21 protein-coding genes and 1 pseudogene are annotated in these 18,669 nt (G+C 42.7%); 16 read left to right on the top strand and 6 right to left on the bottom strand.

Features of this window, described 5'->3' with window-relative positions; translation table 11 throughout:
- Window positions 1–305: 305 nt before the first annotated feature.
- Window positions 306–1,202 carry a lipoyl synthase gene (lipA, locus tag NSS65_RS15545; RefSeq protein ID WP_008360456.1) on the top strand — a complete coding sequence of 299 codons (897 nt, stop codon included), beginning with the start codon at window positions 306–308 and terminating at the stop codon, window positions 1,200–1,202.
- Window positions 1,203–1,240: 38 nt separating this feature from the next.
- Here lipA and NSS65_RS15540 read toward each other — a convergent pair whose 3' ends face one another.
- Window positions 1,241–1,876 carry a YhcN/YlaJ family sporulation lipoprotein gene (locus tag NSS65_RS15540; protein ID WP_024425978.1) on the bottom strand — a complete coding sequence of 212 codons (636 nt, stop codon included), beginning with the start codon at window positions 1,874–1,876 and terminating at the stop codon, window positions 1,241–1,243.
- A 121-nt stretch (window positions 1,877–1,997) separates the two neighbouring features.
- Between NSS65_RS15540 and NSS65_RS15535 the strand changes: the two genes are divergently transcribed.
- Genes NSS65_RS15535 through NSS65_RS15525 form a run of 3 tightly spaced genes read left to right on the top strand, consistent with a single transcriptional unit; the run spans window position 1,998 to window position 3,519 of the window.
- The gene (locus tag NSS65_RS15535) at window positions 1,998–2,273 is read left to right on the top strand and encodes a YutD family protein (protein WP_024423368.1); all 276 of its coding nucleotides are present in this window, start codon (window positions 1,998–2,000) and stop codon (window positions 2,271–2,273) included.
- A 19-nt stretch (window positions 2,274–2,292) separates the two neighbouring features.
- Window positions 2,293–2,727: a DUF86 domain-containing protein gene (locus NSS65_RS15530; RefSeq protein ID WP_326135308.1), complete on the top strand. Its 435-nt coding sequence runs from the start codon at window positions 2,293–2,295 to the stop codon at window positions 2,725–2,727.
- Window positions 2,728–2,745: 18 nt separating this feature from the next.
- Window positions 2,746–3,519 carry a TIGR01457 family HAD-type hydrolase gene (locus tag NSS65_RS15525; protein WP_087978090.1) on the top strand — a complete coding sequence of 258 codons (774 nt, stop codon included), beginning with the start codon at window positions 2,746–2,748 and terminating at the stop codon, window positions 3,517–3,519.
- Between the two features lie 38 nt (window positions 3,520–3,557).
- Here the strand turns inward: NSS65_RS15525 and NSS65_RS15520 are convergent, their stop codons facing one another.
- On the bottom strand, window positions 3,558–4,058 hold the full coding sequence (locus NSS65_RS15520; protein ID WP_025094161.1) for a phosphatidylglycerophosphatase A: 501 nt from the start codon (window positions 4,056–4,058) through the stop codon (window positions 3,558–3,560).
- A gap of 132 nt (window positions 4,059–4,190) precedes the next feature.
- Between NSS65_RS15520 and yutH the strand changes: the two genes are divergently transcribed.
- From yutH to NSS65_RS15490, 6 genes are all read left to right on the top strand, one after another.
- A complete protein-coding gene (gene yutH, locus NSS65_RS15515) occupies window positions 4,191–5,213 on the top strand; it encodes a spore coat putative kinase YutH (RefSeq protein WP_326135309.1) in 1,023 nt (340 codons plus the stop codon).
- A 74-nt stretch (window positions 5,214–5,287) separates the two neighbouring features.
- Window positions 5,288–6,256, top strand: coding sequence for a D-glycerate dehydrogenase (locus tag NSS65_RS15510; protein WP_326135310.1), 969 nt, complete (start codon window positions 5,288–5,290; stop codon window positions 6,254–6,256).
- A 223-nt stretch (window positions 6,257–6,479) separates the two neighbouring features.
- Window positions 6,480–7,784: a homoserine dehydrogenase gene (locus NSS65_RS15505; protein ID WP_041115785.1), complete on the top strand. Its 1,305-nt coding sequence runs from the start codon at window positions 6,480–6,482 to the stop codon at window positions 7,782–7,784.
- The gene (gene thrC, locus NSS65_RS15500; protein WP_034282619.1) at window positions 7,781–8,842 is read left to right on the top strand and encodes a threonine synthase; all 1,062 of its coding nucleotides are present in this window, start codon (window positions 7,781–7,783) and stop codon (window positions 8,840–8,842) included. Before NSS65_RS15505 ends, thrC begins: the two co-directional genes overlap by 4 nt.
- Window positions 8,839–9,771 carry a homoserine kinase gene (gene thrB / locus NSS65_RS15495; RefSeq protein WP_024423360.1) on the top strand — a complete coding sequence of 311 codons (933 nt, stop codon included), beginning with the start codon at window positions 8,839–8,841 and terminating at the stop codon, window positions 9,769–9,771. The genes thrC and thrB overlap by 4 nt, the downstream gene beginning before the upstream one ends.
- 305 nt (window positions 9,772–10,076) lie before the next feature.
- Entirely contained in the window at window positions 10,077–12,047 is a 1,971-nt protein-coding gene (locus NSS65_RS15490) for a S9 family peptidase (protein ID WP_326135311.1), read from the top strand.
- Between the two features lie 216 nt (window positions 12,048–12,263).
- On the opposite strand, the pseudogene NSS65_RS15485 reads toward NSS65_RS15490, so the two are convergent.
- Window positions 12,264–12,563 (bottom strand): annotated as a pseudogene (locus NSS65_RS15485) (NifU family protein).
- 121 nt (window positions 12,564–12,684) lie between these two features.
- Here NSS65_RS15485 and NSS65_RS15480 point away from each other — a divergent pair.
- Complete coding sequence (locus NSS65_RS15480) at window positions 12,685–13,014, top strand: YuzD family protein (RefSeq protein ID WP_034282615.1); 330 nt, start codon at window positions 12,685–12,687, stop codon at window positions 13,012–13,014.
- A 100-nt stretch (window positions 13,015–13,114) separates the two neighbouring features.
- Window positions 13,115–13,345, top strand: coding sequence for a hypothetical protein (locus NSS65_RS15475; protein ID WP_046313316.1), 231 nt, complete (start codon window positions 13,115–13,117; stop codon window positions 13,343–13,345).
- Window positions 13,346–13,395: 50 nt separating this feature from the next.
- Here NSS65_RS15475 and NSS65_RS15470 read toward each other — a convergent pair whose 3' ends face one another.
- Window positions 13,396–14,463 carry an NAD(P)/FAD-dependent oxidoreductase gene (locus NSS65_RS15470; RefSeq protein WP_034282611.1) on the bottom strand — a complete coding sequence of 356 codons (1,068 nt, stop codon included), beginning with the start codon at window positions 14,461–14,463 and terminating at the stop codon, window positions 13,396–13,398.
- 255 nt (window positions 14,464–14,718) lie between these two features.
- On the opposite strand from NSS65_RS15470, the gene NSS65_RS15465 reads away from it, so the two are divergent.
- The 3 genes from NSS65_RS15465 to NSS65_RS15455 all read left to right on the top strand — a co-directional run bounded on the left by NSS65_RS15465 (window position 14,719) and on the right by NSS65_RS15455 (window position 16,516).
- The gene (locus tag NSS65_RS15465; protein WP_008346813.1) at window positions 14,719–14,955 is read left to right on the top strand and encodes a YuzB family protein; all 237 of its coding nucleotides are present in this window, start codon (window positions 14,719–14,721) and stop codon (window positions 14,953–14,955) included.
- 270 nt (window positions 14,956–15,225) lie between these two features.
- Window positions 15,226–16,080 (top strand): diaminopimelate epimerase, encoded by an 855-nt coding sequence (gene dapF / locus NSS65_RS15460; protein WP_326135312.1) that lies wholly within the window; start codon window positions 15,226–15,228, stop codon window positions 16,078–16,080.
- Between the two features lie 73 nt (window positions 16,081–16,153).
- Window positions 16,154–16,516 (top strand): iron-sulfur cluster assembly accessory protein, encoded by a 363-nt coding sequence (locus NSS65_RS15455; RefSeq protein ID WP_024423354.1) that lies wholly within the window; start codon window positions 16,154–16,156, stop codon window positions 16,514–16,516.
- Window positions 16,517–16,637: 121 nt separating this feature from the next.
- Here the strand turns inward: NSS65_RS15455 and NSS65_RS15450 are convergent, their stop codons facing one another.
- Window positions 16,638–17,054 carry a hypothetical protein gene (locus tag NSS65_RS15450; protein ID WP_326135313.1) on the bottom strand — a complete coding sequence of 139 codons (417 nt, stop codon included), beginning with the start codon at window positions 17,052–17,054 and terminating at the stop codon, window positions 16,638–16,640.
- A 191-nt stretch (window positions 17,055–17,245) separates the two neighbouring features.
- Here NSS65_RS15450 and NSS65_RS15445 point away from each other — a divergent pair, with 191 nt between their 5' ends.
- A complete protein-coding gene (locus tag NSS65_RS15445) occupies window positions 17,246–17,452 on the top strand; it encodes a hypothetical protein (protein WP_024425965.1) in 207 nt (68 codons plus the stop codon).
- A gap of 46 nt (window positions 17,453–17,498) precedes the next feature.
- Here the strand turns inward: NSS65_RS15445 and yumC are convergent, their stop codons facing one another.
- On the bottom strand, window positions 17,499–18,497 hold the full coding sequence (gene yumC, locus NSS65_RS15440) for a ferredoxin--NADP reductase 2 (RefSeq protein ID WP_034282604.1): 999 nt from the start codon (window positions 18,495–18,497) through the stop codon (window positions 17,499–17,501).
- Window positions 18,498–18,669: the final 172 nt, after the last annotated feature.

Below are 18,669 nucleotides of genomic sequence, written 5' to 3'. Positions count from 1 at the left end.
TAAAACCACTTTCACAAACGTCCATCTCCTTTCATCGAGCATTGTCTTCTACCGTTTAGTGTGGTTAGATCACTCTATTTCATAAGAAGAAAATGTTAGTAATTTTCTTCTGTTTTTTTAGGAGGCTTTTGGGTATTTTTGCAGCTCATTCCCTTGTTGTTCAATCTGTACTATGTTAAAGTGTCTAAAGAAAAGGCTTTAGGCCGAAGATTCAATTTTTTGCAGCTTCTTGGCTGCATCCATCGTATATAGCAGGAAGATTTTTGTAGATGCACCTTTAACGAATTCATATGGAGATGATGGAATTGGCAAAGAAGGAAGAGCACGTAAGAAAACCGGACTGGCTTAAAATTAAGCTGAATACGAATGAAAACTATACCGGTTTAAAGAAAATGATGCGGGAAAACAACCTGCATACCGTTTGTGAGGAAGCAAAATGTCCGAATATTCATGAATGCTGGGCAGTGAGAAGAACCGCTACATTTATGATCCTTGGATCTGTTTGTACGCGCGCATGCCGTTTCTGTGCGGTGAAAACTGGACTTCCGACTGAGCTTGACCTGCAAGAGCCAGAACGCGTGGCAGATTCAGTAGCCTTAATGAATTTAAAGCACGCTGTCATAACAGCGGTTGCAAGGGATGATCAAAAGGATGGCGGAGCAGGTGTGTTCGCTGAAACCGTTCGTGCGATTAGAAGAAAAAGCCCATTCACGACCATTGAAGTTCTCCCTTCAGATATGGGCGGTAATTATGATAACTTGAAGACGTTAATGGACACTCGTCCTGACATTTTAAATCATAACATTGAAACAGTTCGCAGATTAACGCCAAGAGTTCGTGCGCGTGCTACATATGATCGTTCATTAGAATTCTTGCGTCGTGCAAAAGAAATGCAGCCAGACATTCCAACAAAATCAAGCATTATGATTGGACTTGGTGAAACGAAGGAAGAAATCATTGAAGTCATGGATGATCTTCTTGCCAATAACGTGGATATTATGGCGATTGGCCAGTATTTACAGCCTTCGAAAAAGCATTTGAAAGTTCAAAAATACTACCATCCGGATGAGTTTGCAGAGCTGAAGGAAATTGCGATGTCAAAAGGTTTTAGCCACTGTGAAGCTGGGCCGCTTGTGCGCTCTTCCTACCATGCAGATGAACAAGTAAACGAAGCGTCTAAAAAACGTCAGGCGCAAGCATAACAAAGAAAACGCCAGAGCTCTCTGGCGTTTTTCTCGTATTAATTTTGGCCGTAAGGGGCGTTTCTTCTCATCGTACGGTCGGAATTCGTCATCCCATTTGCATCTTCTTGATTCGATATGTTCCCGCCTTGAGGGGAATACTTCATTTGCTGAATCGTTTTGGTTAAAATTTGGTCAAAATCACGTGAATTGGTTTGAAGACGTGAAAAATTGGCAATGGATTGAAAGTGCTCTGGATTATCAGAGACGTATACATGATAATAACGAGGGAGAACAGAAACCGCCGTTTTCTTTACTTGATCGGCAGATTCATCACGGTTTTTGTTTCCTGTTCGATACACGATGAGTGCATCCTCATCTGTCACAAGTGTGGCTGCATCTTTGATGTTTGGCAGCTGCACCGTTAAACTTGTAATCACGTGGGCAAGATGCTCACGATTTAAAGCAGGGGTTCTTTCTTTTTGATCCGTTACTTGCTGGCGCTGGTAACGAACATATCCTGCTCTGTTTGTATCTGCTTCTGGCATATTGGAATTATTTCCTTCATGACGATCCGACAGACGGATGGTTTTACTTGAAGAATCTTCATCCACTTGCCGGTTCATACCTGATTGAAAGCCGCACCCGCCTAAAAGCATGCTAAGGAGAATCGCGGCTGTCAGTTGTTTCTTCATAAATGTGACCTCCTTTTTTCCTTTAGCTTCGTCTAAATCGTAAAAAACATGCTTTAGCAATTGATGGAGTTCTTCCAATGAATTATCATTAAAGATGGATCGTTTAAAAAGAGGTGAGAAGATGATCGTCGTTCAGAATGCTACCTTTGATCTTGTAAGAGATATCAAAGACGGCTTTAATGAAGAAGCGTTTAAAGCAAGGTACTCAGATATTTTAAATAAGTATGATTATATTGTGGGGGACTGGGGCTATAATCAGCTCAGGCTGAAAGGGTTCTTTGATGACCAAAACCAAAAGGCCACATTTGATACTAAAATCAGCACACTCGATGAATACATTTATGAATACTGTAATTTTGGCTGTGCCTATTTTGTCTTAAAGCGAATCAGAAAATAACGCAAAGGGGAGCGTCATAATGTATTTCGTAGACAGAAAAAAGATTGAAGAGACATTACGTTTTTTCGAGGAGCAATATGGATTGATGCAGAGTCATCAAACATGGACAAGTCCTCTAGAGAAAAAAGCGCTGGAACGAATTGTTCATTTGCTCGTCGAATGTATTCTTGATACAGGAAATGACATGATTGATGGCTTTATTATGCGTGACCCAGGAAGCTATGATGACATCATGGATATACTTGTTGATGAAAAGGTTGTACCAGAAGTGGAAGGAAGTCAGCTGAAAAAGCTTGTCTCATCCCGCAAAACACTTGTGCAGCAATATCAGGAAGTAAATCATCATGACTTATTGCAGGTGATCAGCGAAGTAGAGCAGGTGCTAGAGGTCTTTCCAAGCCGCATCCGTACCTACTTGGAACAGGAGCTTGGCCCAGTATCAGCGTTTAAATAAACCATTGGAGTTGTGAGCATCATGAAATACAAAGGCTATTTAATTGATTTAGACGGGACCATGTATAAAGGAACAGAAAAGATCGAGGAAGCAGGTCAATTTGTTCAAAAGTTAAATGAGTTGAACATCCCTTACTTGTTTGTCACGAATAACTCATCACGTACGCCAAAGCAGGTAGCGGAAAAACTCGTTTCATTTGATATCCCAGCAACAGAAGAACAAGTGTTTACAACAAGTATGGCGACGGCCAATTATATTGCTGAACAAAAGAAAGATGCGTCAGTTTACGTGATCGGTGAAGAAGGAATCAAGCAGGCCATTGAAGAAAAGGGGCTGACGTTTGGTCAGGAAGACGCAGATTTCGTTGTTGTTGGAATTGATCGAGGCATTACATATGAAAAATTAGCAGTAGGTGCGATTGCCATTCGTCAAGGCGCACAATTTGTCTCAACAAATGGAGATATAGCTATTCCAACAGAAAGAGGGCTTTTGCCAGGGAACGGCTCGTTAACATCCGTACTGACCGTGACGACAACGGTTCAGCCAACATTTATCGGAAAGCCGGAATCCATTATTATGGAACAAGCGATGCGTGTACTTGGGACAGATGTGTCTGAGACGCTCATGGTGGGTGATAACTATGATACGGATATTATGGCAGGAATGAATGCAGGAATGGACACATTACTCGTCCATACAGGTGTGACAACAAAAGAGCTGCTTCAGAAGTATGAAAAGCAGCCAACCTATGTCATTGATTCATTATCCGAGTGGATTGAGCGATTATCATAAAAAAAGAGGACAGCGTTACGCGCGCGTCCTCTTTTTCTTTATTCCGCATTTCTTGCACTATGTGCCAGCCTGCTTGATGCGGCAGCAGCAATAGCGCCAACAATATCATCTAAAAAGGTGTGGCATTCGCCTGTGGATTTATCGTTGAGTTTCCCCAGAATACCTGGTTTTTCTTTATCGATATATCCGTAATTTGTAAAGCCGATTGAACCATAAATATTGACGATAGCAAAGGATAAAATTTCATCAACGCCATACAGGCTTTCGTCCGTTTCAAGTATTGATTGAAGCGGCTCAGTCAGCTTTTTTTGTTCGGCGAGTACGTCTAGTTCAACGCCCGTTAATATCGCATTTTGGACTTCACGTTTTGCGATGACACGCTCCACATTGTGGATGCACTCTGTCATGTCTAAGCCAGGATGATATTTTTCCTGTAAAAAGTAGACAAGGTCTGCTATATCTTGAATGGTTACGCCTCGTTCTTGTAAACGGCGTCTTGCTGTTTTTTCTACTTCGTTCATCTCATGATGATGCGGCATGTATTCCTCACCCAATCCTCGTAATTTGTCCACAACGTGTAAAAAGCTTCGGATAGTAAATAGTATTCATAAATCCCTCAACCTGCGACTACGATATGATAAGAGATTGATCATAGGAACGCAGGTGAAAACATGAAAGAAACCATTTATCACACATTTGGTATTGATGTTCGTCAATTTACGCCATATGGCAGTTATCAGAGCTTTCAAACGGCGGAGGCTCTCTTCCTCATTGTTCCTGTGTCTCATTTGCGAGAAGAAGAACTCTCGGAGTTGTATCATATCAGTCAGTATTTACTGAATGCTGGAGACCCATACGTCGCTGTGTTTGAATTAACAAATGAAGAGAAGCCCACCTTTACTCATGGGAAGGAGCAGTATGCTTTATTAAAAGCAGCGCCTCCGCTCTCAAGCCGCTCGTTTCAGCAAGCGTCAGAACTGGCAGCCTTTCATGTCAGGGGAAGAGGCTTTCCATATGAAGTATCCGAAACAAAACGTGTCGGTGCCTGGAAGGAATTATGGGCAAAACGATTAGATCAGCTCGAAGGCTTTTGGATGCAGCAAATGCATCAAAAACCGCTGGAACGGTTTGAACAAAAATTCATTGAATCGTTTCCGTATTATCTTGGATTAACGGAGAATGCCATTCAATATTTAGTCGATACTGAGCTTGATGATGAACCGAAAGAAGGTGACTCAGGCACTGTCTGTCATCAGCGCTTTTCACGTATGACATGGCCGCATGAGCAGCCGCTGCGTTTACCGGTGGATTGGGTCTTTGATCATCCAACCCGTGATATTGCCGAATACTTAAGAGAGACCTTTGTACAGCATAAGGAGGATTTAATTGAAGAGGGCTTTTCCTTTCTTCAGCAATATGAGGAGGTGACACCTCTTTCCTCCTTTTCAAAGCGTTTGTTATACAGCCGCCTGCTGTTCCCGCTTCATTACTTTGAAATTGTGGAAGGCTACTATATGTCGGGAGAAAATGAAAAGTCATATTATGAAGAACGGTTAGATTACGTCTTAAATGACGCCAATCGCTATGAATACTTTCTAAAGGTCTTTCAAGAAATGAGTGCCATGCGAAGCGGCGAGAGCCCCATTCCGGCTGTTGGCTGGATTCAGCCTGCAGCTGATTTGAAGTTTCAGTGAACAGACGAAACGTCTCTTTTCTCTTGAGGCGTTTTTCGTTATGCTTAAAGAAATCAATTAAAGGAGTGTTCTTCTTGCCAAAACCTTATGTCTATATCACAAGAAAGCTGGATGAAGCATCACTTACACCATTAAAAGAAGTCGCTCATGTTGAGATGTGGCAAAGCGAGGATGAGCCGTGTCCAAGAGAAGAGTTAGAAACACAGGCTGCTAAAGCGGATGCGCTTCTCACCATGCTGTCAGATCAAATAGATGAGCCGCTTTTATCAAAGGCTCCGAATATCAAGGTGGTTGCAAACCTTGCTGTTGGCTATGACAATATTGATCTTGAAGCAGCCAAAAAGCACGGAATCACCGTATGTCATACACCAGACGTCTTAACAGAATCGACGGCGGATTTAGCCTTTGCTCTTCTGATGGCGTCAGCTAGACGCATTGTCGAGGCGAGTGATTGGATTAAGGATGGAAACTGGACAGGCTGGGGGCCGCTTCTTCTTGCCGGTGCTGATGTTCATCACAAAACGCTCGGGATTGTTGGAATGGGCAGCATTGGAACAGCACTTGCCAAGCGGGCCAAAGGCTTTAATATGAATGTCCTTTATCATAATCGTTCCAGAAAACCCGAAGCAGAAGCACAGCTTGGCGTGACCTATGCGGCTTTTGAGGAACTTCTCAAGCAGTCTGATTTCATCGTCTGTCTGACGCCGTTAACCCGGGAAACGAAAGACATGTTTAATGAAAAAGCATTTGATCTGATGAAGAACTCTGCTTATTTCATTAACGTATCAAGAGGACAGACTGTGGATGAGGATGCTTTATACGAGGCTGTCACAACAGGAAAAATTGCCGGCGCTGGTCTGGATGTATTTAGACAGGAACCTGTCAGCCCGTCTCATCCGTTAACGACATTACCTAACGTCACAGTCCTTCCTCATATTGGAAGTTCTAGTGTCGAAACAAGAAAAACAATGATGCGTTTATGTGCTGAAAATATTGCGCTTGTCTTACAAGACGAGCCAGCCAAAACGCCGGTTCGTTCATAATAGAAGGCTTCCCGGTGTTCGGGAGCTTTTCTGACAAAAATATTTTGAAAATATAGAATCTTGATATAAATAGCTGTTAAGCGGTTTCATTATGACAATCTCGTATTTTATTACCTTGTCAAAATGAGGATACCCCTTTATAATGTGTGTACATTGAATGTCTGTGTAAGGTTAACAAATGTCTTTTTAGAGAGGACATTTACGTAGAAAGGTGGAATTTCAGGTGAAGGCAATTCGAGTTGGGCTATTAGGATTAGGAACAGTGGGAAGCGGTGTCGTAAAAATTATCCAAGACCATCAGGATAAATTAATGCACCAAATCGGCTGTCCGGTATTAATACAAAAAGTGCTTGTGAGCAATCCCGATAAAAAAAGAGATGTGGATGTCGCAAGAGAGGTCTTCACAACTGAAGTATACGATGTGATTAGAGATCCAGAGGTCGACGTCATCATTGAAGTGATGGGCGGCATTGAAGAGACAAAACAATATTTAATAGATGCGTTGAATGAGAAGAAGCATGTCATTACAGCCAATAAAGATTTAATGGCGCTTTACGGTACGGAGCTTTTACATGTAGCGAAAGAAAATGGCTGTGATCTTTATTATGAAGCAAGTGTCGCCGGAGGAATTCCGATTCTGCGTACGCTGGAGGAAGGGCTGGCCTCTGACCGAATCACGAAGATGATGGGGATTGTGAACGGTACAACGAATTTTATTTTAACGAAAATGAATGTCGATAAAAGCGCATATGAGGACGTCTTAAAAGAAGCACAGGATCTAGGCTTTGCAGAAGCAGATCCGACAGCTGATGTAGAAGGACTGGATGCAGCAAGGAAAATGGCGATTCTTGCAAGGCTCGGCTTTTCCATGAATGTAGATTTAGAGGATGTAAAGGTGAAAGGTATTTCTGATATCTCTGATGAGGATATTAATTTCAGTAAGCGGTTTGGCTATACAATGAAGCTGATCGGAATTGCTCAGCGGGATGGAGAGAAAGTAGAGGTCAGCGTTCAGCCAACCTTACTTCCTGATCATCATCCATTATCATCTGTCAACAATGAATTCAATGCGGTGTATGTCTACGGAAGTGCTGTAGGAGAAACGATGTTTTACGGACCTGGAGCAGGAAGTCTGCCGACAGCAACAGCTGTTGTATCAGACTTAGTCGCAGTAATGAAAAACATGCGCCTTGGCGTGAACGGAAGCGGATTTATCGCACCGCAGTTTGAGAAGAAGATCAAATCCTCATCAGAAATATTTGCTCAGCAATTTTTAAGAATTCATGTTAGAGATCAAGTCGGGGCATTCTCCCGCATTACATCTATTTTTTCTGAAAGAGGCATCAGCTTTGAAAAGATCCTTCAGCTTCCTGTGAAAGGACATGATGAGCTGGCTGAAATTGTGATTATTACACATCAGACCTCAGAAGAAGATTTCTCAAATATCCTGCAAAAATTAAACGACCTCGACGTGGTGGTTCAAGTGAAGAGCACGTACCGAGTAGAAGGGAACGGTTTAAGCCGATGAAATGGAATGGACTCATTGAAGAATTTCAAGAATTCTTACCAGTAAACGAATCTACACCTAAACTAACATTAAATGAAGGGAATACACCGCTGGTCCACCTCGCCAAGCTTTCAGAAAAGCTGGGGATTGAGCTTCATGTGAAAACAGAAGGCGTCAATCCAACAGGCTCTTTCAAGGATCGAGGAATGGTCATGGCCGTTGCAAAGGCGAAAGAAGAAGGCAATGATACGATCATGTGCGCCTCAACAGGGAATACCTCTGCAGCAGCAGCGGCTTATGCAGCCCGTGCTGACATGAAATGTATTGTCATCATTCCAGACGGGAAAATTGCCTTCGGTAAGCTTGCACAGGCCGTCATGTACGGAGCAGAAATCATTGCCATTGACGGCAACTTTGATGATGCACTGAAAATCGTCCGCAGCATCTGTGAAAAAGCGCCGATTGCCCTTGTGAACTCGGTCAACCCTTATAGAATTGAAGGACAAAAGACAGCGGCATTTGAAATCTGTGAGCAGCTAGGCTCTGCCCCGGATGTACTGGCGATTCCTGTTGGAAATGCCGGGAACATCACGGCCTACTGGAAAGGCTTCAAGGAATATCACGAGAAAAAGGGAACAGGACTGCCTGTCATGCGCGGTTTTGAAGCAGAAGGTGCAGCGGCAATCGTTCGAAATGAAGTGATTGAGCAGCCAGAAACAGTGGCAACGGCTATCCGTATCGGAAATCCAGCGAGCTGGAAACAAGCTGTGGCAGCCGCAGATGAATCAAACGGAAAGATTGATGAAGTGACTGATGAAGAAATTCTTCATGCATATCAATTGATTGCACGTGAAGAAGGTGTGTTTGCAGAGCCGGGCTCATGTGCGTCGATTGCGGGCGTTCTAAAGCAGGTGAAATCTGGAGAAATCAAGCCAGGCAGTAAAGTTGTTGCGGTACTAACAGGCAACGGACTGAAAGATCCAAATACGGCTATCGATATTTCACAAATCAAGCCGGTCACACTCGATGCAGATGAAGATCAAATTCTTGAACACCTAGAAAAGGCCGCACGCGTATGAGTGAAGCCTCCATGCTTTTTTCAATCACAGTACCGGGAAGCACTGCCAATTTAGGACCAGGCTTTGATTCAGTTGGAATGGCGCTCAGCCGCTATTTAAAGCTATCGGTCTATGACCATGATAGCTGGCTGTTTGAAGCAGAAACAGATGTCGTGTCTGGGATTCCATCAGGCACCGACAACCTGATTTATCAAACAGCCAAAAAGGTCGCAGATGACTTTGGAAAAACACTCCCGCCTGTTCATGTCAAAGTGTGGAGTGACATTCCATTGGCACGGGGGCTTGGCAGCAGTGCTGCTGCCATCGTGGCCGCCATTGAACTTGCCAATCAGCTTCTTGAATTAAACATGACAGATGATCAGAAGCTCTTTTATGCAAGTGAGGTAGAAGGTCATCCAGATAATGCGGGTGCCTCTTTATTCGGTGGTTTACTGATTGGTCTCCACGAAGAAGACAAAACACATGCCGTGAAAGTGCAGCATGTGGATGTAGATGTCGTCGTGGTGATTCCTTTTTATGAAGTGCTGACAAAGGATGCCCGTGATGTCCTGCCAGAGGATTTCTCCTATAAACATGCCGTCAGTGCGAGTGCTGTGAGCAACGTCCTAGTGGCCGCCTTAATGACGCAAAACTGGCCGCTTGTTGGAGAAATGATGAATAAGGATTTATTTCATCAGCCTTACCGCACAATGCTTGTGCCAGAGCTTTCAAAGGTAGAGCATGTCGCTTCTCTCAAAGGAGCCTATGGAACGGCTTTGAGCGGTGCTGGGCCGACGATCCTCACCTTAGTGGAAAAAGGGAAGGGAGAAGCGCTGAAAGAACAGCTTGCCCAAAACTTCCCGCATTGCGAAGTCGATTTGCTGACGGTGCCAGTAGAAGGTGTTGTCGTGCAGCATCATCCTGTTAATCAAGTAAAGAACGTGCTGTGAATCTGCACGTTCGCAGCGTGTAGACAAACCCTCGCATTCGTTGTCAGTCCTGCGCGCTGGTGCTCACGAATGTTCAATTCGCTCCGCAAAAGTAGCTGTTCTTCCTAGACTGCAAAGGTTTTCAGGTCACGCTGAAAAGAAGAAAAAGAGCTAAAATAAAGATCATTTTAGCCCTTTTTCAACAATCTAAGAACGTGCTGTGAATCTGCACGTTCTTTTTTTATGCTTGTTTTTATATGAAGAAGCAGGGATTATTATTTAGAGGATCGAACTATTTTTTAAGCATAAAAGGGGGAGATACGTTCATGAAGAAATTGATGACGGCAGAAGATTTAACGAAGATTGTTTCTGTTTCCCATCCGGTTTATTCACCAGATGGAAAAAAGGCAGTCTTTACAAAAGTCACTGTGAATGAGAAAAAGGACGATTACAATATCCATTTATGGGTTCGAGATGAAGAGACAGAGGAGCTGGCACAATGGACATTTGAGGATGGAAAGCATCATCAGCCAGTTTGGTCAAAAGACGGCAGGCAGCTTGCTTTTATTTTACAAAAGCCAAAGGAAGTTCCTCAGCTGGCGCTCATGAAGAGCGAAGGAGGCGGCGTGCGAACTTTAACGACGATTCCTTACGGAGTATCTCATCCTGTCTTTTCTCCAGATGGTGCTTTTCTTTATGCGGCTGTGTCATTGAAACAATCAGAATCTGTTCATGATGAAAAAAAGGAAGAGCAAGATGACTTTGCTCCAGCGGTATATGATGATTTGACCTATAAAGCAGATGGAAGAGGCTTTTTAGATGGGCGTGTCACGCAGATCGTGAAGGTGGATATCGATTCAGGAGAGATAGAGCCTGTCACGAGCGAGCAGGTTCATCATATGAATCATACGATTTCTCCTTGCGGCAAATGGCTAGCCTTTATTCAATTAAATCCACAGATACCTTACATAAGTGACGTGTGTCTTCTGTCATTAGAAGATGATCAGACAAAAAAGATCACACAAGCAAACGGCGCTTATTCCACCGTATCTTTTTCTCCAAATGGAGAGAGTCTTTTGTATATTGGACATGAGCGCGAATTTCAAAATGCCACCTTCCCATCACTATGGCTGTATGATCTGAAGGAAGAAAAGACGGTTCAACTGTCAGAAATGCTCGATATGTATGTTGGGAACTGTATGGCAGGAGATAGCGTGATGGGAGAGGTCTATCAGCTTCCGCAGTGGACAAAGGACAGCCAAGGGTTTTATGCGCTTGTTTCTGATCAAGGCAGTACAGGGATTTATTATTTCTCTATTGAAGGTTTAGCCTATCCTGTTCGACTAGAGGCGGAACATATCACCAATTTCAGCCTTCATCCAAATGAATCCAAATTGCTGCTCAGCCGGCTTTCACCTGTCTCTCCAAGTGAGCTGTATGAGATGACATTAGGGGAGACAGAACTAAAGCAAATCACGTTCGAGCATCATGATTTTCTAAAGGAGCATATCGTATCGGAACCTGAACCATTTTCTTTTCAGTCAAAAGATGGCGACGAGGTGCATGGCTGGTTTATGAAGCCTTCCAAGATGGAAGAGGGAAAGACATATCCGCTCATTCTAGAGGTTCATGGCGGACCGCATGCGATGTATGGTCATACGTATTTTCATGAATTTCAAATGCTCGCTTCTGAAGGCTATGCCATTGTGTATATCAACCCGCACGGCAGTCATGGATACGGACAAATGTTTACCGACCGTGTGAGAGGAAGCTATGGTGACGTTGATTATGACGATGTCATGCAGGCTGTTGATCATGTGCTCACAGCCTATGATTTCCTTGATGAAACAAGGCTTGGCGTGACAGGCGGCAGCTATGGCGGTTTTATGACCAACTGGATTGTCGGTCAGACCGACCGCTTTCGGGCAGCGGTCACACAGCGCTCCATTTCAAACTGGATTAGTTTTTACGGCATCAGTGATATCGGTTATTTCTTTACAAGGTGGCAGATTGATGGGGATATTTATGATTCTGTCGATAAGCTATGGGATCGTTCGCCGCTAAAATATGTGAAGCAGATGAACACGCCGCTGCTCATCTTGCACAGTGATGAAGATTATCGCTGTCCAGTTGATCAAGCAGAGCAGCTTTTTGTGGCCTTGAAGGAGCTTGGGAAAGACACAAGATTGGTCAAATTCCCGAAGGCATCTCATGATTTATCCAGAAGCGGACACCCGGGGCAGCGTATTCAAAGACTGACTTTTATAAAGGAATGGTTTAGAGAAAAGCTAGCCTAATAAAAAACGACCCTTCAGCGTGCTGACAAACCCTCGCATTCGGTGTCAGTCCTGCGTGCTGGTGCTCACGAATAGAAAATTCGCTCCACGCCAGTACTCGTCCTTCCTAGACTTCAAGGGTTTTCATATCACGCTGAAAAGAAGACAAAGGGCTAAAGCCTTTGTCAATCATGAAAAAAACGACCCAAATCGGGTCGTTTTCATGTCATATATGAATTAGAAAACCTGTTCAACTTCTACAACGCCAGGCACTTCTTCTAATAATGCGCGCTCAATACCGGCTTTCAATGTAATGGTTGAACTTGGGCAGCTGCCGCATGCACCAAGAAGACGTAATTTCACAATGCCATCTTCAATGTCTACAAGCTCACAGTCTCCACCATCACGTAATAGAAATGGACGAAGTTTGTCCAGTACTTCCTGTACTTGGTCTTTCATTTCGACTTCAGTCATTAGATATAATCGCTCCTTTCACAACATATCACCATTATATTCATCTGGACGATAAAAATCTATTGATTGGTTTCAAAGTTTCCTTTTCATTATAGCACAATCTCATCTTGAAACAAAAAGTGATTTTTGCTTTTTTCATCCAGAAAATTCAGCTAAAATGAAGTAAGAATAGGGGGCTTGTCAAATGAACAAAACCGTCGATCTTTATGTATATGGAAGAGATGTACTGTGCGCCAGCTGCGTGAATCTGCCTTCTTCAAAAGATACGTTTGAATGGTTAGATGCAGCATTAAAACGAAAATATCCGAATCAGCCATTTCGCATCACATATATTGATATTGAGCACCCGCCAGAAAATGAACAACAAAAGGAATTGTCTGAACGAATTCTTGATGATGAATTCTTTTATCCGCTTGTCTTAGTAGAGGATCAAATCGTTGGAGAGGGCAATCCAAAATTAAAAGACATTTATCAAGAAATGGAGAAATACGGGTACAAGGAGAGCAGTGAATAAGCTGTTCTTTTTTTGAGGAAGAAAATAGAACAAACGTTCTTTTTTGTGTTGAAAAAGAACGTTTGTTCGTTTATAATGAAATGAAAGGAGCGTGAGCATCATGAATTATTTACTGAAACAATCTCTTCATCAGCAAATACCGATTGAGATGATTTATATGAAGAAAAATGGAGAGTGCACAAAGAGAAAAATCATTGTCCACCGTCAAACGGATCAGCTTATCCAAGCATATTGTTTATCGAAGAAGACGATGAGAACCTTTCGTAAAGACTGCATCCTTGCCCTTGCTCCGATCAAATGGACCCACTCATCGGCACATGCCGTTTCATAGAAAAAAGCTCCCTCATCATGAAGGAGCTTTGAGAAAAAATTCACATAATTTTAGCCGTTGTGATGTTTGTACATCCAAAGGAGTCCAGATTTCAGAAGTCTTGGCACCCGCCCAACAAGTGGACGATCAGCCACTAAGCCAAAGCCGGCTTTTTTCCCTAAAGAACCTAAAACACCTTTCAGCTTAAACTGTGGATAAGCCTCAGGAAGCGGCTCATTTTTCCAGCGTTTTTGCAGAGATTGGACAATTTGTTCTGCCTGCGCCTCAGCAAGCTGTGCACTTGGGGCATGCGGCAGACTTGCGCAGTCACCTACAACATATACATGCTCATCCCCTGGGAGGTTGTGATGAGGAGTTAATACGACGCGGCCTTGTGCGTCTTTTTCAACATCCATCTCACGTACCACTTTGCTTGGCTGTATCCCTGCTGTCCACACGATGACATCTGCTTCAATCGCGTCATCATGGTTGTAAACGACACCTTCTTCAACCTTTGTAATATTGGCACAGTTAATGATCTTTACGTCATTTTCTTCAAACCACTTTTGCACATACAAACTTAATCTTTTTGGGAAGCTCGATAGAATCAGCTCTCCGCGGTCGAAAAGAATAATGTTTAAATCAGCACGGCTTTCTCTTAGTTCACTGGCCAGCTCTACCCCGCTAAGTCCAGCACCGACGATGCCAACCGTTGCACCTGCGCTCAAATTGTTTAATTTGTTATACGCATGTCTTGACTGATCAATGGTTTGAATGCTGTATGTATGTTCTTTCGCACCAGGGACATTATGATACTTGTCCTCACAGCCGAGTCCAATCACCGTGTCATCATACGGAATCGGTTCACGGTCGCTGAATAAAATCTGTTTGTTTTCAATATCAATTTTTTCTACTTCCCCGTATTGAATATCCAGCTTCGGATGCTCTGGAAAAGATACTCGAATGTGATGATCAGAGATCGTTCCAGCAGCAAGTGCATAATATTCTGTTTTTAAACAGTGGTAAGGATTTCGATCAATTAATGTGATAGTGACATCATCAGGTAATTGATTTGGCAATAAGCGGTGGAGAACCCGCATATTCCCGTAACCTCCGCCGATCAAGACTAAATTTTTCATGACGATTCTCCTTTTCCCCGTAGACATTGAAAAACACTTATACTAAAAAACTTTAAGTTAAAATACCAAATAAAATTATATCGAATTTACTGTGAAACCACAATAATTGTTTCAAAATAACCTACATATTCATCAGTTAGTCCTAAATAGTAAAACATTTTACGAGGAATAGGCGTAACGATACAGATGAAGCTCATATTTTGACTAATACAAGGAATTTCGGTAGGATGGTAAGGCAATGTGAGGTGAAGCACAGTGTTTCCACTGATCGAATTTTGTGTAAGTAATCTTGCACAAGGGTCTCAAGAAGCAAAAGAGAAGCTTGAAAAAGACCCAAACCTAGACGTAATGGAATACGGCTGTTTAAGCTATTGCGGCAAATGTATGGACTCCCCATTTGCACTTGTGAATGGAGAATTTGTTTCAGGAGAAAATGCAGAGCAGCTAGTCGAGCGTATTTATGCTTTTATAGAGGAAAACGACATGTTTTAAATGCACCACATGGGTCATGAGGTGCATTTTTTTCACATTTTCATCTTCCATTTTTAAGGAGAATTAATAGAAAGCGCATCCAATATGTTATGCTAATAAAATATCATCAATATGAAGCATCACACGAGAGAAAAAGAGGCATATGCATAATAAAAGCCCTTTGCCATGACAGCAAAGAGCTTCTATGTATGAAAAACGGGGGATGATAAGATTGTCTCCTGAATCGACTCCTTTTATACTATAAAGAAACAACATTTTTGGAGGAAGCTCATGACATCATTTCAATTCACGAAAATGCACGGATTAGGAAATAATTATATTTACGTCAATCAGATGAAGGAACAGCTTCCAGAAGAGCAGCTATCAGAGATAGCGATCCGCGTTTCTTCTGTTTATACAGGAATCGGTTCTGACGGGATGATCCTTATTTGTCCATCAGATGTTGCACCTGTGAAGATGCGCATTTTCAACAATGATGGATCAGAGGGCAAAAACTGCGGTAACGGGCTGCGCTGCGTTGCAAAGTATGTGTATGAGCATCAAATTGTGACGGACACAACGTTCCAGATTGAGACATTGTCAGGACTCGTTGAAGCGACCGTTCACGCTCAGGATGGTCACGTTCAGCTAGTCACAGTAGATATGGGAAAACCACGTTTTGAAAAAGAAGCGATGCCAATGCTTGGTGAACCGGACAGCACAACGATTAATGAGGCACTTGATTTTGGCAAGGCAGTTTTAAATGGAACGGCCGTTTCAATGGGAAACCCGCACATCGTTTTTTATTTAGAGGACATTGAAAAAGCACCGCTTCATACACTTGGACCAATCATCGAAAAACACGACATGTTCCCAGAAGGCGTCAATGTAGAATTTGTTGAAGTTGTCAGTGAAACAGAACTGCATTTTCGTGTGTGGGAAAGAGGTTCAGGGATTACACAGGCCTGCGGAACAGGGGCCTGTGCTGCGGCTGTATCCACAATTGTGAATGGTCAGGCGAAAAAAGAAACAGACATGACCGTTCATTTAGCAGGCGGAGACCTCATCATTCGCTGGAAAGACAATGACCACGTGCTCATGACAGGACCTGCTGAAACGATTTGTGACGGCACATTTTATCTCTAAACCATTTATTTGAGAAAAGGCATCATCACGTTTATAATTGAAAAGAAACATCCAGTCAAAAGGAGGGATGATCATGAGTACACCAGTAACCATTACAGAAGCTGCTGCACTGCAGATTAAAGATATGATGAAAGAACATGAAGAAGAAAATGCGTTCCTTCGAGTGGGCGTAAAAGGCGGCGGCTGCAGCGGTCTCTCATACGGCATGGGCTTTGACCATGAAGTCTCAGAGAAAGACACGCAGTTTGAACAGCACGGCATCAATGTCCTTGTCGATTCCGAAAGCCTTGATATCATGAACGGAACTATCATTGATTTCAAACAATCACTCATGGGCGGCGGTTTCACGATTGACAATCCGAACGCCATTGCATCATGCGGATGCGGTTCTTCTTTCAGAACAGCGACGAATACCGGTACGCCGGAAGAGTGTTAACAACTGATCATGGATAAAGATAAGCCTGCTTGTTCGTTTGTTTTGTAAACAACACGATCAAGGAGGCTTTTTTAATCGAACTGAGAGCAAAGATAAAAGACACTCACTCAGCATCTTTTTCTCATATTTCTTCTTCGATTTTTAACAGTTCTTTGTCGAGGACATAGATCAACTCATGTGTACTAAACAAATAGATCAAGACTTCTTTATTGACATCTTCCACATGTACTTCAACCTCAACTCGAATCTTTGCTGGTTCTCCGCGATACATGACTTCAAACGTACCGATTTCTTTCGTTTCATTGTCCTTTTGCATTTTCTTTATTTCAGACTGTATCTGTTTGATGTCTTGATAATTCAAACCAGAGTCCAAAATCGAAGAGGAGACATGCTTTAAAAAAGGTTCTAGTTGATCAACATCAATATTTAACCCTGCTGCGAACTCAGCATCACGTTTGTTAAAGTCTTTTGCAAACAGTTCAACTGAGCCGCCAATAATGAGTAACAAGCAAACACTAATTATGAAACGCCTCAACATCTTTCACCTAACCTTCATGATCTATTTTACTTTCTTTATATCGGTAGAACAGATGATACCTTCATTAATTTCCATACATCACAAATCGCTCAATTTTGTTACAGCTTGCCCGAACAACTGGCTATTTCCACTCGAAAAGAGTATCATGAGAACCAAACATAAACTGTAGTCAGAAAAGAGGTTGCTGAGGTTTGAGTGAACAAATCAATTGCAGGAACTGTCATGAACTGATTCCGTATCGTTCCAAAACGTGTCCGTCTTGCGGGATTGAGAAGCCGCTTCCGAAAAAGGAACGTGTGAAGGATCGGGTGATTTTGGTTGTGGCAGGGATTGTTGTGGTGCTGCTTGCTGCAATGGTACTTGGGATGGCAAATGCCTATATTGGGATTTTTAAATAAACGAAAAAGGAGTTCCGCGAGTGGGAACTCCTTTTTTGATCCGCTCTTATTTGTTTTCAAATAAGCTTGTGGAATGGAGAGGCTGTACACGGGCTTTCGGGTCCATGTAAGCTTTCGCATTGTTGACAGCAGTTGGTGCTTCACCAAATCCGCTTGCGATCAATTTGACTTTTCCTTCATACGTACAGATGTCTCCTGCCGCATAGAAGCCTTCAATGTTTGTTTCCATTGTAGATTTCACCACGATGGAGTTCTTTTCGATTTCAAGGCCCCATTGTTTGATTGGTCCAAGGGAGGAAACAAAACCGAAGTTGACGATCACGTCGTCCACATCAAGCACTTGTTTTTTGTCGCCTTTGACTTCTTCGAGCACGATTTGTTCAATGCGGTCTTCACCAATGAGCTCAGTTGGTACAAATGGTGTCAGTACATTGACCTTCGAGTTGTGCAGGTTTTCTACACTGTGCTCATGCGCGCGGAATTTATCGCGGCGGTGAATAATGGAGACTTCTTTTGCGATTGGTTCAAGCATAAGTGCCCAGTCCACCGCAGAGTCTCCGCCCCCAAGAACGGCAACACGTCTGCCGGCAAATTGGTTCAAGTCATTAATGAAGTAATGCAGGTTGCTTCCTTCAAATGATTCTGCTGCATCTAGTTCAAGCTTTCTCGGTTGGAATGCACCGTTACCAGCTGTGATGATGATTGTTTTAGAATAATGAATCTCTTGATTTGTCACAAGTTTAAAGATCCCATCTGCCTGTTTTTCAACCGTTTCAACTGCCTGCTCTAAGCAAATGGTTTGATCAAATTTATCCATTTGTTCCTTTAAGTTATCAACTAATTCTTGTGCGCGGATTTTTGGGAATCCAGCCACATCATAAATATATTTTTCAGGGTAAAGAGCGGAAAGTTGACCGCCGAGCTGAGGAAGGCTTTCAATGATTTTCACACTTGCCTGTCTCATGCCTCCGTAAAACGCAGTAAACAATCCAACTGGGCCGCCCCCGATAACGGTAATGTCATATACCTTAGAATCTTCTTGCATTCCTTTAATCCTCCCAAATGAAAATTGTTATCACTATATCATATCATACCACATATCGTCGTTTGACTTGTTTTGAAAAACTTGTCGTTTTTTGATGCTGAAGCTTTGAAAAGAAGGAAAAAGTGAGAAAGACCGTTTATCATAAGGATTTTCAGTTTAAAGCCTTGAAAAT

The sequence above is a fragment of the Bacillus sp. FSL K6-1006 genome (assembly GCF_038593175.1).
GTDB lineage: Bacteria > Bacillota > Bacilli > Bacillales > Bacillaceae > Bacillus > Bacillus safensis.
Note: the sequence above shows the minus strand (reverse complement) of the source record. Positions and strands in the feature narration are given on the sequence as shown.

Coding starts and splice junctions, on each gene's coding strand:
- yumC (WP_034282604.1), bottom strand. CDS start 18,497: ATGCAAGAAGATTCTAAGGTATATGACATTACCGTTATCGGGGGCGGC.
- dapF (WP_326135312.1), top strand. CDS start 15,226: ATGACATCATTTCAATTCACGAAAATGCACGGATTAGGAAATAATTAT.
- NSS65_RS15490 (WP_326135311.1), top strand. CDS start 10,077: ATGAAGAAATTGATGACGGCAGAAGATTTAACGAAGATTGTTTCTGTT.
- NSS65_RS15520 (WP_025094161.1), bottom strand. CDS start 4,058: ATGCCGCATCATCATGAGATGAACGAAGTAGAAAAAACAGCAAGACGC.
- yutH (WP_326135309.1), top strand. CDS start 4,191: ATGAAAGAAACCATTTATCACACATTTGGTATTGATGTTCGTCAATTT.
- NSS65_RS15450 (WP_326135313.1), bottom strand. CDS start 17,054: ATGTTGAGGCGTTTCATAATTAGTGTTTGCTTGTTACTCATTATTGGC.
- NSS65_RS15480 (WP_034282615.1), top strand. CDS start 12,685: ATGAACAAAACCGTCGATCTTTATGTATATGGAAGAGATGTACTGTGC.
- NSS65_RS15475 (WP_046313316.1), top strand. CDS start 13,115: ATGAATTATTTACTGAAACAATCTCTTCATCAGCAAATACCGATTGAG.
- thrB (WP_024423360.1), top strand. CDS start 8,839: ATGAGTGAAGCCTCCATGCTTTTTTCAATCACAGTACCGGGAAGCACT.
- NSS65_RS15470 (WP_034282611.1), bottom strand. CDS start 14,463: ATGAAAAATTTAGTCTTGATCGGCGGAGGTTACGGGAATATGCGGGTT.
- NSS65_RS15455 (WP_024423354.1), top strand. CDS start 16,154: ATGAGTACACCAGTAACCATTACAGAAGCTGCTGCACTGCAGATTAAA.
- NSS65_RS15535 (WP_024423368.1), top strand. CDS start 1,998: ATGATCGTCGTTCAGAATGCTACCTTTGATCTTGTAAGAGATATCAAA.
- NSS65_RS15530 (WP_326135308.1), top strand. CDS start 2,293: ATGTATTTCGTAGACAGAAAAAAGATTGAAGAGACATTACGTTTTTTC.
- thrC (WP_034282619.1), top strand. CDS start 7,781: ATGAAATGGAATGGACTCATTGAAGAATTTCAAGAATTCTTACCAGTA.
- NSS65_RS15540 (WP_024425978.1), bottom strand. CDS start 1,876: ATGAAGAAACAACTGACAGCCGCGATTCTCCTTAGCATGCTTTTAGGC.